General features: G+C 52.1%; 19 protein-coding genes. 13 read left to right on the top strand and 6 right to left on the bottom strand.

Features of this window, described 5'->3' with window-relative positions:
• Positions 1–90: 90 nt before the first annotated feature.
• The 5 genes from PGS25_RS06670 (at position 91) to PGS25_RS06650 (ending at position 3,501) form a co-directional block, all read left to right on the top strand.
• Positions 91–378 (top strand): DUF960 family protein, encoded by a 288-nt coding sequence (locus PGS25_RS06670; RefSeq protein WP_158575078.1) that lies wholly within the window; start codon positions 91–93, stop codon positions 376–378.
• A 30-nt stretch (positions 379–408) separates the two neighbouring features.
• Positions 409–1,503, top strand: coding sequence for a zinc-binding protein (locus PGS25_RS06665; RefSeq protein WP_270418061.1), 1,095 nt, complete (start codon positions 409–411; stop codon positions 1,501–1,503).
• Between the two features lies 1 nt (position 1,504).
• A complete protein-coding gene (locus PGS25_RS06660; RefSeq protein WP_270418060.1) occupies positions 1,505–2,443 on the top strand; it encodes a class II glutamine amidotransferase in 939 nt (312 codons plus the stop codon).
• Between the two features lie 173 nt (positions 2,444–2,616).
• Positions 2,617–2,799: a helix-turn-helix domain-containing protein gene (locus PGS25_RS06655; RefSeq protein ID WP_119194729.1), complete on the top strand. Its 183-nt coding sequence runs from the start codon at positions 2,617–2,619 to the stop codon at positions 2,797–2,799.
• A gap of 147 nt (positions 2,800–2,946) precedes the next feature.
• A complete protein-coding gene (locus tag PGS25_RS06650) occupies positions 2,947–3,501 on the top strand; it encodes a recombinase family protein (RefSeq protein ID WP_270418059.1) in 555 nt (184 codons plus the stop codon).
• Between the two features lie 36 nt (positions 3,502–3,537).
• On the opposite strand, the gene PGS25_RS06645 is transcribed toward PGS25_RS06650, so the two are convergent.
• Positions 3,538–3,879, bottom strand: coding sequence for a helix-turn-helix domain-containing protein (locus tag PGS25_RS06645; protein ID WP_117751228.1), 342 nt, complete (start codon positions 3,877–3,879; stop codon positions 3,538–3,540).
• A gap of 154 nt (positions 3,880–4,033) precedes the next feature.
• Here PGS25_RS06645 and PGS25_RS06640 point away from each other — a divergent pair, with 154 nt between their 5' ends.
• Genes PGS25_RS06640 through PGS25_RS06630 form a run of 3 tightly spaced genes read left to right on the top strand, consistent with a single transcriptional unit; the run spans position 4,034 to position 7,633 of the window.
• Positions 4,034–4,858: a hypothetical protein gene (locus tag PGS25_RS06640; RefSeq protein WP_270418058.1), complete on the top strand. Its 825-nt coding sequence runs from the start codon at positions 4,034–4,036 to the stop codon at positions 4,856–4,858.
• 21 nt (positions 4,859–4,879) lie between these two features.
• Positions 4,880–6,202: a hypothetical protein gene (locus PGS25_RS06635; RefSeq protein ID WP_270418057.1), complete on the top strand. Its 1,323-nt coding sequence runs from the start codon at positions 4,880–4,882 to the stop codon at positions 6,200–6,202.
• An 18-nt stretch (positions 6,203–6,220) separates the two neighbouring features.
• Complete coding sequence (locus PGS25_RS06630) at positions 6,221–7,633, top strand: YARHG domain-containing protein (RefSeq protein WP_270418056.1); 1,413 nt, start codon at positions 6,221–6,223, stop codon at positions 7,631–7,633.
• Between the two features lie 130 nt (positions 7,634–7,763).
• Here PGS25_RS06630 and PGS25_RS06625 read toward each other — a convergent pair whose 3' ends face one another.
• From PGS25_RS06625 to PGS25_RS06610, 4 genes are read right to left on the bottom strand one after another with little or no spacing between them, the layout of a single operon-like run.
• On the bottom strand, positions 7,764–8,456 hold the full coding sequence (locus PGS25_RS06625; protein ID WP_110436230.1) for a class II aldolase/adducin family protein: 693 nt from the start codon (positions 8,454–8,456) through the stop codon (positions 7,764–7,766).
• Positions 8,457–8,468: 12 nt separating this feature from the next.
• Entirely contained in the window at positions 8,469–9,128 is a 660-nt protein-coding gene (locus tag PGS25_RS06620) for an HAD family hydrolase (RefSeq protein ID WP_270418055.1), read from the bottom strand.
• Positions 9,129–10,115, bottom strand: a complete 987-nt coding sequence (locus PGS25_RS06615) for a transketolase family protein (protein WP_118479004.1) — start codon at positions 10,113–10,115, stop codon at positions 9,129–9,131.
• Between the two features lie 17 nt (positions 10,116–10,132).
• Positions 10,133–11,035 (bottom strand): 1-deoxy-D-xylulose-5-phosphate synthase N-terminal domain-containing protein, encoded by a 903-nt coding sequence (locus PGS25_RS06610; RefSeq protein WP_118284910.1) that lies wholly within the window; start codon positions 11,033–11,035, stop codon positions 10,133–10,135.
• A 308-nt stretch (positions 11,036–11,343) separates the two neighbouring features.
• Here PGS25_RS06610 and PGS25_RS06605 point away from each other — a divergent pair, with 308 nt between their 5' ends.
• Positions 11,344–12,390 (top strand): zinc-binding dehydrogenase, encoded by a 1,047-nt coding sequence (locus PGS25_RS06605; RefSeq protein WP_118729055.1) that lies wholly within the window; start codon positions 11,344–11,346, stop codon positions 12,388–12,390.
• Between the two features lie 106 nt (positions 12,391–12,496).
• On the opposite strand, the gene PGS25_RS06600 is transcribed toward PGS25_RS06605, so the two are convergent.
• Entirely contained in the window at positions 12,497–13,462 is a 966-nt protein-coding gene (locus PGS25_RS06600) for a sugar-binding transcriptional regulator (RefSeq protein ID WP_118479010.1), read from the bottom strand.
• 179 nt (positions 13,463–13,641) lie between these two features.
• Here PGS25_RS06600 and PGS25_RS06595 point away from each other — a divergent pair, with 179 nt between their 5' ends.
• From PGS25_RS06595 to PGS25_RS06580, 4 genes are all read left to right on the top strand, one after another.
• Positions 13,642–13,902, top strand: a complete 261-nt coding sequence (locus PGS25_RS06595; RefSeq protein WP_118284907.1) for an HPr family phosphocarrier protein — start codon at positions 13,642–13,644, stop codon at positions 13,900–13,902.
• Positions 13,903–13,922: 20 nt separating this feature from the next.
• Complete coding sequence (locus PGS25_RS06590) at positions 13,923–14,381, top strand: PTS sugar transporter subunit IIA (RefSeq protein ID WP_270418054.1); 459 nt, start codon at positions 13,923–13,925, stop codon at positions 14,379–14,381.
• A 60-nt stretch (positions 14,382–14,441) separates the two neighbouring features.
• On the top strand, positions 14,442–14,738 hold the full coding sequence (locus PGS25_RS06585) for a PTS sugar transporter subunit IIB (RefSeq protein WP_118284905.1): 297 nt from the start codon (positions 14,442–14,444) through the stop codon (positions 14,736–14,738).
• 79 nt (positions 14,739–14,817) lie between these two features.
• Entirely contained in the window at positions 14,818–16,230 is a 1,413-nt protein-coding gene (locus PGS25_RS06580) for a PTS galactitol transporter subunit IIC (RefSeq protein WP_270418053.1), read from the top strand.
• Positions 16,231–16,283 lie beyond the last annotated feature (53 nt).

Genomic DNA, 16,283 nt, shown 5'->3' with positions numbered 1-16,283 from the left:
ATTTGTCCACAATGCTGTGGACAAATCCTGAAGAAATCTCACTGAGAGCAAATGCTTTCAGTGGGATTTTCACGTTTTGAGGAGGAAATTATGTTTGAAAATCCAAAGTATATCACATGCGGCGTGCAGAGCGAAATACCAGACGCTTTGATGGTTCTCATGTGGCAAATGATTGCTGCTATGCAGACTGCACAAAAAGATTATCTGCAAGTGTTTACATTGATGAAAACGCCGACCGGTCAGCACATCGTCCACGAGCAGGAGCAGCCACCGTACCATTACGAACTCGATGTGCCGTGTGGCGATGCCGTAAACGCGAAGGTGTTCGTCATCGACGATTTAACGCATTCCACTATGCTGCTTGCTGAAGAGTATTAACATTCACCAAATGAAACGGAGGAACAGACAATGAACGAAACAAGGATTTGTGCAAACTGCGGTGAAGAGTACCAGATTGAGGATATGTATCAAGCGGAAGGAGATTGGCTCTGCGAGGACTGTGCGGAGCGTTTGACCGTAATCTGCGACCACTGTGCCGAGCGGGTTTATGAGGAGAATGCCGTCGAGGACGATACACACACGCTCTGCGATCACTGTTTTGATGAGTATTACATCCGCTGTGAGGACTGCGGCCGCATTATCAGCCGCGACCGCGCCTATTGGGACAACGACGACAATGCCTACTGTTCGTCCTGCTGGGATGAGCATTGCAACATCATTCACGAGTACAATTACACGCCCGACCTCGTGTTTCACGGCAAAGGCCTGCGTCATTTCGGCGTTGAGCTCGAAATTGATGACGGCGGTACAGTAAACAGCAACGCGCAAAAGTTGCTCGATATTGCGAACAAGGACGCCGAAAATCTCTACATCAAGACGGACGGCAGTCTGGATGAAGGTCTAGAACTTGTTACGCATCCCATGACATTGGAATACCATCTGAATGAAATGCCGTGGAAACAGGTACTCTGTAAAGCACAGCGCATGGGGTATCTCAGCCATGCGGCAGGCACTTGCGGACTTCACGTTCACATTTCCCGTCTGGCGTTTGGCTGTACTTATGAACATCAGGAAGCCGCGATTGCCCGCCTGCTCTACTTCGTCGAAAAGTTCTGGGCGGAGCTGCTGCGGTTCAGCCGCCGCACGCAATCCCAGATGAACCGCTGGGCGGCACGGTATGGTATCCGCCTCACGCCGTCCGAACAGATGAGCCACGCAAAGAATTCGTGTGCCGGACGTTACACAGCGGTCAACCTTACCAACTCGGATACTGTGGAAATTCGCATGTTCCGCGGTACGCTCAAGCTGAACACTCTCAAAGCCACCCTGCAGATGGTCAACCATCTTGTAGAGGTGGCTGTTTCTATGTCCGATTGTCAGGTACAGGACATGAGTTGGTTTGATTTCCTTGACGAAATCAAAGAGCCGGAACTTATCCAGTATCTCAAGGAACGCCGTTTATATGTCAATGAACCCGTTACTGCTGGCGCAGAGGAGGAATAATATGTGCAGTTTATTCGGTTTAATCGACTTTAAGGAGTGCCTGAGCACCCACACGAAGAACAAAATCTTGAACACGCTCGCCAGAGAGTGTCAAGTGCGCGGCACGGACGCGACGGGCATCGCCTACAATTTCAACGACCGCCTGCGGATTTACAAGCGTCCGATTCCCGCTCGGAAGATGAAGATTCATATTCCGCACGGTGTAAATGTCGTGATGGGACATACCCGTATGACGACACAGGGCAACGCGCAGTTTAACCAGAACAATCATCCGTTTCTCGGTAAAGTTGACGGCAATTCATTTGCTCTTGCACATAACGGTGTACTCTGGAACGACAAAGAACTTCGTATAGCGGAAAACCTGCCGCTGACGAGCGTTGAAACGGACAGCTATATTGCCGTTCAGCTTCTCGAGCAGCAGAAAGCCCTCGACTTTGACAGCCTGAAAGCTATGGCTGAAAAGGTCGAGGGTTCATTTGTGTTTACCGTTCTGGATAAGGATAACGCTATCTGGTTCATCGTTGGCGATAACCCGCTTTGCGTTATGTTCTACGATGGTTTTCTGATTTATGCTTCAACGCAGGAAATCCTCTGCAAAGCTATAAAGAAGCTGCGACTGAAAGCACTCACTGACATTCTCGAACCGAAGGAGGGCGAGATTTTGAAAATCGACCGAGCGGGACAACTCACGACCGGAAGTTTCACACCGCACACGACTTTCGAGCGTTGGTGGCGTAAGTATCCGTACTATCGCAGCTACTACGAGGATACGCCCGCAAACTACGATGACCTGTTCAGCGTTGCCAAGGCATTTGGCGTTTCGGCTGATGAGATACAGGCTTTACTCGACTACGGCTGCTCGGAGGAGGAGATTGAGGAAATGCTCTACGATCCGACCCTGCTCCACGAAATGACCGGTGAGCTGCTCTATGCGTATTAAGAAAGGTGGTGACTCAATGAAGGTAATCAAGAACACGCTGCTGTTTGGCATTAAGTTTGTCGCGGCGGTGGCGGCAGCAATTCATGTGCTGCGCGATAAGGATGTGTCCAAATAACAGCTCAGCCTTTTCTGTGCAAAACAGTACAATAAACTGCATAGAAAGGCTGATAAGCATGAATCTGGACCAATATCCCGATGTTTTGACACTGTATGAGTGTCAGCAGATTTTGCAGGTCAGCCGCGGCACCATGCTGCGGCTTCTGCATGAAAACGAAATCCCGGCGTTCCGCGTCGGGAATCGCTGGCGTATTCAGCGTAAGGCAATGCTCGAATTCATTGAGCGTGACGAATACTGAAAACAACCGTAACGAACAGTTCCGTTTGGGTATACCTATACGGAACGCTTGGAAATCGTCCCGTTTAAGTCGGTTTTGGAGTTTTGGAACGTCCCGAAATTTTAACCGACTTAAACGGGAAATTCTTTTTTGACAGGAGAACGTATTATGAAAATTGGTTATGTGCGTGTCAGCACAGAAGAACAAAATACCGCAAGACAGGAAATTATGCTCCGCGAACTCGGTGTCGATGAACTGTTCATCGACAAGGCCAGCGGCAAGAACGCTGACCGTCCCGAACTGCGTCGTATGATGGAATATGTGAGGCGCGGTGATACTGTTATCGTCGAGTCCATCAGCCGCTTTGCCCGCAACACTCGTGATCTGCTCGATCTGGTAGAGCATCTAACCGAAAAGCAGGTAGAGTTTGTCAGCCGCAAAGAAGCGATCGACACTACCACGCCGACCGGCAAGTTTATGCTGACCGTATTCGCAGCAGTCGCAGAGCTGGAACGTGAGTATATCTTACAGCGCCAGCGAGAAGGTATCGCCATCGCTAGGACTCAAGGGAAATATCGAGGCAGACCGGCAAAGGATTATCCCAATTTTGAGTGCGTAGTTGCTCGCTGGCGTAATGGAGAAATCACTGCGGTGCAAGCGATGAAGCAGCTCGGTATGAGCAAAACGCGATTTTATGAAAGAGCAAAGCTATTGAACAAGTAATTGAAAGCCGTATGCTCTCAGCATACGGCTTTTCTTTCACTTTGTATCTTTATGATTCATGGCACTGATAACCGTTTTCAGTATGGATTCCAGATACGGAAGCTGCCCGGGTGTTACACTCTCCACCATCGGAGAAAGTGCTTTGAGCATCCCTAACTTATCTTTTTTCTCCTGTTTTCCGAACAGAATATAGTCAGTGGATAGACTGAGCGTAGTTGCAATACGGCATAGTGTCGGCACGGACATACCCTTGGTTCCCAGTTCAATATCTGCACAAAACTTGGGGGTAATATCCAGTTTTTCAGCAAATTGCTCGCGTGTCAGTCCTAAATATTCGCGTTGCTTGCGGATACGTCCTCCGATAGCCACCCAGTCCATGCTGTTCCTCCGTTCATTCTTTCTATTTAGTGTACCCCGTACAGTTGTAATGAAAAATGAACTTTTAGGGTGGAAATATATAAACTTATAGCGTATAATAGAAGTAACTCACAGGGGGCACCGCCCCACAGTAAAAGAGACGGAGGAAATTAGTATGATAGGCGCAATTATGATTCTTGCGGTCGTAGCGTATCTGGTTTGGACATTCTGGGGACGCGCTTTCCATGTGATCGGGCAGTATAAAAAAGGCGGCAGTCAGTTCAAATTGTCTGAACCTCTGGATTATGCAGCCATTTATCAGAAGCTAAAGGAGGGACTACAGTATCCGGACAATCGCAATCTGTTTTATGATGAATTTGGACAGCCTTCCATTGCAGGACGATATGGCACGTACACTATCCACATGGAGGACACACTGCTGACCGTGCAGGCAGAGACGAACGGTAAGCTGAACAAAAACATGCGGCAGACCGAGGAGGCAATGTGCTTGGCAGCGTATATCCGCAAGATTTTCGAGCCTGCGGCACCAGTCAATCCGTATCAGCTGTACAAGCGCATGCGGCATGCACGGCGTAACGGCTTAATAATCAGCGTAGTGCTGATTATCGCTGCAGCGGCATATTCTATGGCTGTGCTGTCTCCGGCACTGGACGATACGGCAAAGGTGCGTAATGCGTATCTGTCGCAGTATAGCACAACGGTTACGGTAGGCGATGCGTTCGATAATTTCTTTGGCTCGCCCAAGTGGAAGGCGTACGAGGAAGGTACGCAGGAGCGAGTCGATTTTCAGGGAAACTGCACGTATTCCGGCGAGCAGGTACAGGTTCGCATTGTGTTTGGCATCTACGGGGATACGTTCCAGGTAGATTCGGTGCAGATCAACGGCAAGGAGGCACCGGCGCTGATTTCGGCAGGTCTGTTCTCTGCGGTTTACGGAGAGACGGATTCGTCCGGAGGAACGGTATCCAGTGCAGAATGAATATAAAGCAGGTGAAACCGTATGTTTTTTAAGAAAAAACAGGAACAATCGGCAGAACCAGCGGTAGTGTTAGCAGAATCGTTTGCTGAGCGAAAACTGCCGCTGATTCTGCGCTGGCCAATCAGTATCATACTTTTGTTCGTCATGCCTCCATTCGGCACGGCTGTGGGCATTGGATTAGCAGTTGCGCGGCTGATTTTCAATCACAAATATCCGCGGTACAAGCTGAAACTGCGGACGAAATTCATTGTTTCGACACTTTGTGTCGCATTCGTGGTATGGGCGGTTGTCACTGCGCCGGAGAGCAGCACGACCACCTCAGCGGAGGCAGTACCAACAGAACAGGGTGAATCGCAGGCCACCGAAACAACATCTGAAGCGACAGAAAACAAAACCGTAGAGCAAGAAACAACTTCTCAGGCGGAACAGCAGGCGGCCTCCGAACAGAAAAAGCAGGAAGAGGCAGTTCAGGCGGCGAAGGCTGAGACAGAGAAACAGCAGAAGGAGGCAGAAAAGCAGCAAAGGCAGGAGGAGAAAGCTGCTAAGAAGCTGGCGCGCCAACAGAAACGCGCCAACAAAAAAATAGAGAAAGCGCTGGGCAAGGATAACATCGAGAAGGCAGCGAAAAAACTCTCCCACGTGAAGGAGAACTGGGTGTACGCCTATTATCAGCAGATGCTACCGGATTTGATCGAACAGGACGACCGCACACAGCTCGACCGTTATCTCACAATCTACAGGCAGGCGTTTCCGGAGACAGAGCAGATGAAGGACGTGCTCACGGCGTGGGATCAGATCTGTGACGACCAGAAGAAGATGGACGAACTGGACAAGAAATACCGTTCGGACTATTCGGGCGGTATGTCCGGTGCAAAGAGCGCCGCAGATAAAACCGAAGAGCATGCGTTTTATCTGCAGTACAAGTTGAAAAGTTCTGCCGCAAACAGCCAAAATAGCGTAATCAGTGCTGTGGGAGAGGCAATCGATGCGGCGCAGGAGTCTATGACGGGCACATATGAGTATCTGGCGAATAATGTGACGAACGACTTTATTCCATCGTTGATACAGGGCTACATTGATATGAACACCTATCCGGGCGATGAACAGTATGTTCTGATCACCACCAAACCATTTTCCCAGTCAGGTGCAACAACGGTGTATGCGTATCCGAGCGGAACGCGCACGCTGACGACTTCGGACGGATTTGAGAAAGAGGTCGAGTGCTACCGAGTGATGGACAGTGCTGTGCGGGATGAAATTCTACGGGATTACGAAACGTATTCGGTGGCCGGCATGTCGATCACAGAGGCAAGCCAGCACATGCAGGAATTATTAAACAAGTAAAAGAAAGCAGGGAGAATCATGAAACAAAAAATTTGCGGTTTGCTTGCCATGCTGCTGCTGTTATCCGGCTGCGGCTCAAGCACACCGGCCGACACCTCGCCGATGAGCGAGGACGAGATCACGCAGATGTACAGCGATCCGGATTCGTTCAAGGGCCGCACGCTCGAGCTGTACGGCCGTGTGTTCAACGAGCCAGAGTACGATGACGACGGCGTGTATTTCCAGATGTGGGGAGACCCGGAGAACGGAGAGCGCAACACGATCGTAGCCTGCAAGGACACCTCGCTCAAGCTGCAGGATGATGATTATGTGCATATTTTAGGCAGTGTTTCCGGTAAACACGAGGGCGAAAACGCACTGGGCAGCAAAATCACCGCGCCTGCGATCGTTGCGGATTCGGTAGAGGTGGTAACTTATCAGGAGGCCTGTGCGCCGACGCTGTACACCGCGACGGTGCAGACAGCGGCGCAGACACAGTGCGGCTACACGGTTTCGGTCGACTCGGTGGAGCTGGCGGAAAAGGAAACACGCGTTGCGGTTACGGTGACGAACAACGGTGCAGCGGCGTTCAGTATCTACGATTCCAGCGCAAAAATCGTGCAGAACGGCAAGCAGTTCGAGCGGGAGTATAACTCCTATGCTGATTATCCGGAGCTGCAGTCGGATTTGATGGTCGGCGCGAGCACGACCGGCATCATCACCTTCCCGGCACTGGAAAAGGCGGATTTTGACATCACGCTGACTGGCTCGTCGGATGATTGGGACGAAGGCATTGCGCCGTTTACGTTCCATTGTACGTTCGGTGACGCGGCAGCGCAGACTCAGCAGGAGCTAGCGGCGGAACAGGCGGCGCCGACCTACATGCTGTACGAGGGCACAGCGACCAAGTCTATCGACCTTTCGCTGACCGATACCGTAATTGGCAGCAATAAACTGTGGCCGACGGACACGAAAACCATTACCACGGATGATCTGTCCAAGCTGACGCAAAATGAGGTTGCGGCTGTGCGCAACGAGATTTATGCGCGGCACGGCTATACTTTTACCACGGATGAATGGAAAATTTTCTTTGCCTCGGCGGAGTGGTATCATGCGGACAGTGCGTACTCCAACAATATGCTGAATGCCACGGAAAAAGCGAATGTGGATACCATTCTGAATTACGAAAAGAGTGCAGGCGGACAGCAGGAGAAGATCCGGCCGGAGGATATGGCATCGCAGGCCGCGCTGAATTACTGCCAGACAACCGGCTGGACAAACAGCCGCGTCAATTTTGTGGAAAGCCGTCCGGCGGGCGGATATTATGTCAATGTGATGAAGATAGACGACTCGGATAACAGTTATGAGGAAAATTATGTGGTGACGGTCGAAAACGGAAAGGCAATCGTGACCGGCACCGAGCAGTTAGGCGAATTTACGCCGATCGATTAATTAACAGAATAAATCAAAAAATCAGGACGGAAGGCTCGAGAGACCTTCCGTCCTGATTTTATTAGAGGGGTGTTGTCTTAAGGTTTGGTTTGGAAATTTCTATCTGAGTGAATAGGTAGACTGTGTGAGTTTAGTCGATTCGCTTTACCAGATCCTCCGGAATCTTGGCAGTGCCCTGACCGTAATACTGGAATACGTCAACCATCTGCTGAATCTGCGCGTCGCTCATCTGCTTGATCTCGCCGTTGACGCAGGCTGCGCGGGCAGCCAGATAGCATTTTGCGGCTTCTTCGAGGTAGACCGCAGCGTACAGCGCCTGATTGAGGTCCTTGCCGACCGTCATAACGCCGTGCTGAGACAGGATAACGGCATGACCGTTGCCGACGTACTTAACCGTATCAATGCCCATATCGATCGAGCCTGCAGCCGAATACGGCGTGATCGGCACATTGCCGCCGGCGGCATTGGCCAGTGCGGTAATGCATACGCGGAACTCGGTCAGGCCCGGAATGAGCGAAACTGCAGTCGCATACGGCTGGTGGGTGTGGATAACGGCGTTGATGTCCGGACGCTCGCGGAAGATATGCAGGATAGCCGGTGTGTCGGACGAAGGCTTGCGGGTGCCTTCGATGACATTGCCGTCGATATCCATGACGATCATATCATCCTCGACCATCTTCTCGTACATCATGCCGGACGGCGTAACGAGAATCTCGCCGGTCGGCATGCGCACGCTCAGGTTGCCGCAGGTCAGCGATACCAGCTCATAACGGTCGAGCAGGATACCGGCTTCGATGATTTCTTTTTTCATTTCCGAAAACATGGTGAATTCCTCCTAAAAAATCGTGAGCAGCTGTTCCGGTCTGCGGACGATGAATTCCGGATGGTAGGGCAGCAGCATTTCGAGCGGCTGATAGCCCCATGCGGCAGCAGCGGCTGCCGTTTGCGTGTTGCGTGCGGTCTGCATGTCCACATCGGTGTCACCGACGTAGAGTATCTGCTCACGCGGTATGCCCAGCTGCTCAAGCACAGGGTCCATCGAGTGCGAATCGGGTTTGGAGATGGTCTCCGGCGTCTGTCCGACGCACAGCTCCATCGCATCTCCGAAAAATCGGTCGATGAGCGCACAGGCAACGGCGTTGGGTTTATTCGTCAGAACGGCGTTCTTGATGCCGCGGCAGTTTAGCTCCGCAAGCGTTTCACACACCCCTGCATACGGCTGGGTGAGATAGGTGAAATCGCTGAGGTACGCAGCGCAGTCGTAATCGCGTATCGCGGGCTGAAGTGCGGCAACCCGATCAGGCGGGCAGCCGCCGAGCTTCAGCAGCTTATGGTAAAACTCCGCGATAGAAAGGCGGCACAGGTCACGGCACTCGTCGAGTGTAATGCCGTGAAAGCCGAAATGACGAAGGGACTGGTTACAGTAATGGTGAATTGTCGGCAGGGTATAGAGCAGCGTGCCGTCCAAATCCCAGACGCAGGCGCGAAAGCCCATTTATACCTCCAGGAAGTCTACAAAGCGAACGGCTTCCAGATCGGACTCTGCAACGCCGAGCTTCTTGCCGGTCAGGTCCTCGACAGCGGATACGAGGTGCATGGCATCAATGCCGTACTTCTTCATCAGATACATCTTGGACGCACCGTGCGGATAGCCCGGCAGGCCGATCTTGACCAGACGCTTGCCCAGTCCGTTCTCTGCGATAACATCGGCAACAGCGGAGCCGAGACCGCCGATATCCAGATGGTTTTCGATGGTAACAACGCCGTACTTGCTCTTATTGATGGCCTCAACGATGGTCGGGTCGGTGAACGGCTTGAGGGTGGAAACGTGCATATGCTGTACGGAAACGCCCTTTTCCTTCAGAACTGCGGTAGCGCGCATTGCTTCCTCGGTGCAGATGGAGGAGGACAGCAGAACGATGTCATCGCCTTCACTCAGCACGCGGGCACGGTTGAACTGCATCGGCTCATTTGCCGGGAACAGGCGCGGAACTTCCTTGCGAAGCATGCGGATGTAAACCGGACCGTTGTAGTTGTATGCCAGATCGAGCACGCCTTCGATTTCGGTTGCATCACCGATGTCGAAGATGGCCATGTTCGGCACCGTGCGCAGTACGCCGATGTCGTTGATGGACTGGTGGGTAACACCGCCCGGCGTGGTAATGCCCGGCACAAAGCCGACGAATACAACCGGTAGATTCGGATAAGCAACACTCATTTCCAGCTGATCGAGGATGCGGCGATACAGGAATACCGCAAAGGTATGCAGGAACGGACGGTAGCCTTCACGGCACATGCCGGCTGCCCAGGAGCACATGTTCTGCTCAGCGATACCCATGGTCAGATAGCGGTCCGGGTAGGTCTGGCGGAACTTTTTTACTTCGCAGGAGGAGCCGAGGTCGGCCGACATAACCAGAACCTCCGGATGCTCGGCTGCGAAGCGAATCATATTTTTTTCGTGTGTATTAACTTCGATCTTCATTTTGAACTCCTTCCTTCTCACATCTCGTCATAGATCTTCTGGAATTCATCACGCTCGTCAGCGCCGATGCGGATAAAATGCATCGAACGCGGCTTTTCGAGCGGCTTAACGCCGGTCCAGCCGTGCGTGCGTGCGATAACAACGAGCGGCTTGCCCTCATGCGGGGTCTCACATGCTTTGCAGAAGTCCTCAATGTCGTGGCCGTTTGCCTCAACGCAGACTGCGCCGAACGAGGTGAAGCGGTCGATCAGCGGCTCCTCGGTCATCTGATCCTCAATCCTGCCCTCAACCTGCTGGTCGTTTGCATCGATTACAACGATGAAGTTATCCAGCTTGTAGTAGCCGGCAGCCTGAATGCACTCCCAGGTCTGACCTTCCTGCAGCTCACCGTCACCGAGCAGAACATAGCACTTGCCGGTGTCGCCGCGGCGCTTGCGGGCATGAGCCGTGCCGCCTGCGATCGAGATGGTCTGACCGAGCGAGCCTGCGGTGTTCTCAAATCCGGGGGAGTGCTCCGCACCGATCATTTCCATGTTCCAGCCGTCTACATTGAATTTGTCCATGCAGTCCGGGCTGATGCGGCCGGTCTCTGCCAGTGCGGCGTAGATAACCGAAGCATAGTGGCAGCAGGATACGAAGAAACGGTCCTTATCCGGTGCGGGAGCGCCGTTGTAAGAGGAGCCTCGCTGATAATCCATATTATCCGGCCCCGGAACGCCGGGGAACGGAATCGGCTCCCAGCTGCCGACGGACGGACCGAGGTTCATCACACGGGTGTACAGGGAGGCAATGATTTCTGCCGACGAGCACGCCTGTGCCAGATAGCAGCCGCCGGTTTTCAGTGCAACGCCGAGAATCTGCTTGCGGATTCCGTTAGCGACCGCCTGAATATCGGCGGTGGAATAATTTTTTTCACTCATAAGAGCATGACTCCTTTCTGAATCCAATACCTATACGAACAGCCGGTGCTGTGGGTTGTGGTGTCGATCTCTTAAAAACATTATTTCATATACAAGCACAAATGTCAACGATAGAAAACTTGTCATTTGTGCCAAAAACGAGTTGATGAAATTAGTCAAATAGTGAAAAACGACGATTGAAGCGCGGAAATGGCTTGACGAGACTGTTTATGTTGCCTATAATGAGATAAAAGGAATTTAGAAAACGGTTCACAACAATGAACGAAATTTCAAACATTCCCGCGAGTTCCATGAAAGGAAGATGAATTATGAAAGCTGTTGTGAAAACGGAGACCGGTTTTGATCATATGCAGTATACAGATATTCCGGAACCCAAAGCGACCGGAGATCTGGTAAAGATCAAGATCGCGTACTCCGGTATCTGCGGCACTGATCTTCATGCGTTCAAGGGCACCTACGCGAGCACCAAGCCGCCGGTTGTACTCGGCCATGAGTTTTCCGGTGTAGTCACCGAGATCGGTCCGGACGTAAAGAATGTTAAGGTGGGAGATCGCGTTACCAGCGAGACCACCTTCAAGACCTGCGGCGTATGCCCGATGTGCAAATCCAAGGATTACAATCTGTGCGGCAACCGGCAGGGCATTGGCACCCAGATTAACGGCTCGATGGCTGAGTATCTGGTCAGCAGAGAGGAAAGCGTTCACGTCCTGCCGGATAACGTATCGCTGCTGAGTGCCGCGCTCACTGAACCGCTTGCGTGCGGCGTACATGCTGCTATCGAGAAGGGCAATGTACAGCCTGGCGATATCTGCGTGGTATTCGGTGTTGGCGCAATCGGCCAGATGGTTATGCAGGTGGCAAAGAGTCAGGGCGCGACCGTTATCGTTGCCGGACTGAGCCACGATGCGGAACGCTTTGAGATTGCAAAGAGTGCAGGCGCGGACCGCTGTGTTGATCAGCAGACCGAGAACATCAAGGATATCGTGATGGAGATGACGAACGGTGTCGGTGCGGACAAGTGCTTTGAGTGCTCGGGTGCGGTTCCGGCAGCCAACAAGGCGCTTGAGCTGGTACGCCGCAAGGGCACAGTTGTACAGATGGGCGTGTTCCCGCAATCGCATGAGAGTATCTGGACCGACCTGATCCTGCATCACGAGATCAACTATGTTGGCTCCCGCAGCCAGAAGCCGTCCTCGTGGGTCAAGGCTCTGGAGCTTTTGGCGGCAGGCACAGTCGTACCGGAAAAGATCGTCACCTCGATCGATCCGCTGGAGAAATGGCGCGACGGCTTTGACAAGATGATTCGCGGCGAAGGCGCCAAGGGTGTTATCGTGCTCGATGACAGTCTGCAATAAGCAATCCCACGATGGATAAAGAATGAACTGATTATGATAAAGAAATGAGAGAAAAGAAAAAACCAATACCGCTTGTACGGTATTGGTTGATTCTAAAAAGGGGTGCTTATTCGGGAACGGCAACGCCTTCCATTTCCAGCATGCGGCGGGCGAGTGCCTCGTCCGCGACCAGTACGTTGATGTACTTTCCGCGCACGGCGGCAAGCGTGCACTCTGCCTTTTCGGCACTGGCGTTGATGCCGATCGACCACGCCGGAGTGCGCATTGCCTCCAACGGAGCGGAGATGACGTAGCGGCTGTCCAGCTGAACCTCGTTGCCGTTGATGTCAAACATGCGGCCGAGCAGACTGGAAACCGCACCGCGGCGCATCAGCTCCTTGCGCTCCTCGGCGTTGTAGCAGCCGGATTTATAAAGTGAGCCGTTGGCGTCATTCAGCGAACCGATGCCGGTGAGGATGATATCTACCGAACCTGCCTTCTTGAGTGTTGCTTCAATCTGCGGCTCGGCGGTGAGATAGGAGTAAACCAACTCGCTGTCCACATAGACCGGTGCATAGATGTTGGAATAGGTGCCGTGCACCTTTTTGGAAAGCCGGAGCGCAAGCTCGAGGCCGTCCACACGCGGATTGCCGGTGCCGAGGCAGCCGACCATCTGCACAACAGTTACATTATAGTAGTCGGAATAATCGGTCGGTTCGAGGACATCGCACAGTGCTTCCAGTGCACGGCCCCACGAAATGCCGATAGACATGTTGTTTTCCAGTACGGTCGAAAGAAAATCTACTGCACAGTGTGCACAGCGTGTCAGGGACTGGTCGAATTCATAATCTCCGGCAACGATGACCGCATCGCGTAAACCGAAGGTCGTACGAACAAGGTGCGAAAGCTGCGGATTTTTGTTGATCGGACTATGAACGATGATTTCAACCACGCCGGTTTCCTTCGCTTCATCGAGAAGTCGGGAGATGGTGGGACGGGAAATGCCGGTGATTTTGCTGATATCCTGCTGGCTGAGATTCTGCTGATAATAAAGCTCGGAGATTCGTACGAGCAAATCGGTACGGCTGCTCATAATAGGCCTCCTTAAAAATTTGAAAAGTTAGATGAACATTTGTTCACAACACAAAGTATAGCGTTTTTCGTATAGAATGTCAATAAACGTATTGACAAAAAGCGAAAAATCCAATATGATATTGCCCATAGGAATTGCGATAATATTCCATAGGAATAGTAGGAATAGGAGGAACATCCATGTTCACCAGTGAATTTGTTGTAAAAAATCCAACCGGTCTGCACGCACGTCCGGCCAGCCAGCTGGCCAAGCTGTGCAAGGATATTCCGGATGATATTCGTCTGATCTGCGAAAAAGGCACGATTAACCCCAAAAATGTAATTGGAATTTTGACCGCAGGTCTGAAAAAAGGTTCAGCGATCAAAATCGAGGTAGAAGGCGCCAACGAGCAGGAATCCGGTGCAAAGATCATGGAATTCCTGGAAGGCTTGACCGACTGAGAAGAGAAGGAGAAATGAAGATGGAGCAGGCAACCTTTCGCAATCTGATTTTGCGGGATGTGGAAGCGGCAAACGCCGAGGAGGCAATCCGCAAGGTCGGTCAGCGTTTTTACGATGAAGGCTTCGTAAAGGATACCTACATTGATGCAGTTGTTGCGCGTGAGAAGAATTACGCGACCGGTCTGCAGCTGGCGGATATCGCGGTAGCTATGCCGCACACCGATCCGCAGCATGTTAACCGCCCGGGCGTGTGCATCGCACAGCTTAAGCACCCGGTCGAGTTTGAGCATATGGGCGATCCGGATACCAAGGTGCAGGCGGAAATGCTGTTCATGATGGCCATCAAGAATCCGGATGGGCAGGTCGAGCTGCTGCAGAAGGTGCTCGGCGTGTTCCAGCAGCCGGAGGTCGTTGCTGCATTCCGCGCAGCAAAAAATGAAGACGAGCTGTTCGAGGCGGCTCAGAAGTACATTGGTTGATTACAGGACTGCGGTTCTGTTCAAAACACGGTTAAATTTAATTTATTGGAGGGCTAAATAATGAAAACTTGTAACATTCTGTGTGTATGCGGTTCGGGTACCGTAAGTTCCGCAATGGTAGCAGGCAAGCTCAAGGAGCGCCTGAAGGAAAAGGGCTGGGACGCTGCCATGGTAGAGGCAAGCCCGAACAGCATTTCGACCGAGATCACCGGCAAGAAGTTTGATCTGATTGCATGTGTAAGCCCGGTTTACGAGGACTTCGGCATCCCGAAGGTAAAGGCAGTCGGCATGCTGACCGGTCTGTCCGAGGACAAGGTAGTCGATGACTGCCTGAAGATCCTGGAGGCAAATGCGTAAAGGGTAAGGCGCATTTTCTCATAGTCATCCATAGCAAAGAGTAAAGGCAAAAGGGTAAAAAAGAAAGGTGGTTCCAAGCATGGCAAGTTTCTTTCAAACATTAAGTGATGTGTTCAGTGCATTCGGTGCTGCAGTATTCGTACCGGTTATTCTGTTTATCATCGCAAAGTGCATGGGTGTTACCGGCAAGAAGGCATTTAACACGGCACTGCTGTGTGCAGTCGGCTTGACGGGCTTCAACCTCGTTATCAACAGCTATTCCGCGATTATCGCACCGGTTGTCAACCAGATGGTTACGAACGCAGGCGTAAATCTGCCGACGCTCGATACCGGCTGGCAGTCCACGTCGGTTATCGCGTATTCGACCAAGGTCGGCCTGATCTTCATCGGCGTTGCAATCATTCTGCAGCTTGTGCTGTTCTTCACCAAGTGGACAAACGTATTTATGGCATCCGATCTGTGGAACAACTACTCCTTCATGGTTTGGGGCTCCATGCTGTATGCTCTGACCGACAACATGATGCTCTCCATGGCTCTGATGGTCGTTCAGCTGCTGTACATCCTGTTGTTCTCTGAGGCTTGCGCAAAGCGCTGGTCTACCTATTATGATTACGATAACTGCTGCATGACCGCTCCTCATCATCTGGAGAGCCTGCCGTTTGCGGTATTCATGAACTGGTTCCTCGGCAAGATCGGCTTTGACAAGATCAAGCTGAATGCACAGACCCTGCAGAAGAAGCTCGGCATCCTCGGTGAGCCTATGTTCATCGGCCTGGTTGTCGGCGCTCTGATCGGCATCATCGGCAACTTTAACGCTCTGGTCGGCGAGGGTGCGCTGACGGCCTGGGGTACGGTATCCTCTGCAGCCGTTTCCACCGCAGCGATCATGGCAGTATTCCCGAAGGTAGCCGGTATCTTCGCAAGCGCATTTACCACTCTGACTGATGCGTACAAGTCCAAGGCTGCCAAGTCCGGCGAAGGCCGTGAATGGTATCTCTCTGTTAACGATGCATGCGGTTACGGCGAGCCGAATACACTGGTTACCGGCATCCTGCTGATCCCGATCATGCTGGTTGTAGCATTTGTTCTTCCGGGCAACACCATCCTGCCGATGGCTGACCTGTGCGCTCTGCCGTACATGGTTGAGGTATTTGTTTGCGTATCCAACGGCAATATCGCAAAGAGCGTTGTTTCCGGTGCGATCTGGTTCTCTCTGGGCCTGGTTGTTGCGTCCGTTCTCGCGCCGACCTTTACGCAGGTCGCTGTTGACGCCGGCTTCCAGCTGGCACAGGAAGGCGTATTCATCATCAGCTTCGGTATTATGTGCCACCCGCTGATCGCCGGTCTGTTCTATGCATTCTGGTCTCAGAATCCGATCATCATCGGTGCGGTTGTCATTGCATACTTCGTACTGTACTTCCTGTTCAAGAGGAACAAGGAGCGTTTCGTTGGCTATCTGGAGAACGCTGCTGCTGCTTACTCGGCATACTAAGCGATTGCTTCTAAACTGAAAACAGCCGGCTGCTGCTGCAAACAAATGCAGCG

It is taken from the genome of Butyricicoccus sp. AM78-15b2TA, from assembly GCF_027665985.1.
GTDB lineage: Bacteria > Bacillota > Clostridia > Oscillospirales > Butyricicoccaceae > Agathobaculum > Agathobaculum butyriciproducens.
This window is presented reverse-complemented; position numbering and strand designations above follow the sequence as displayed.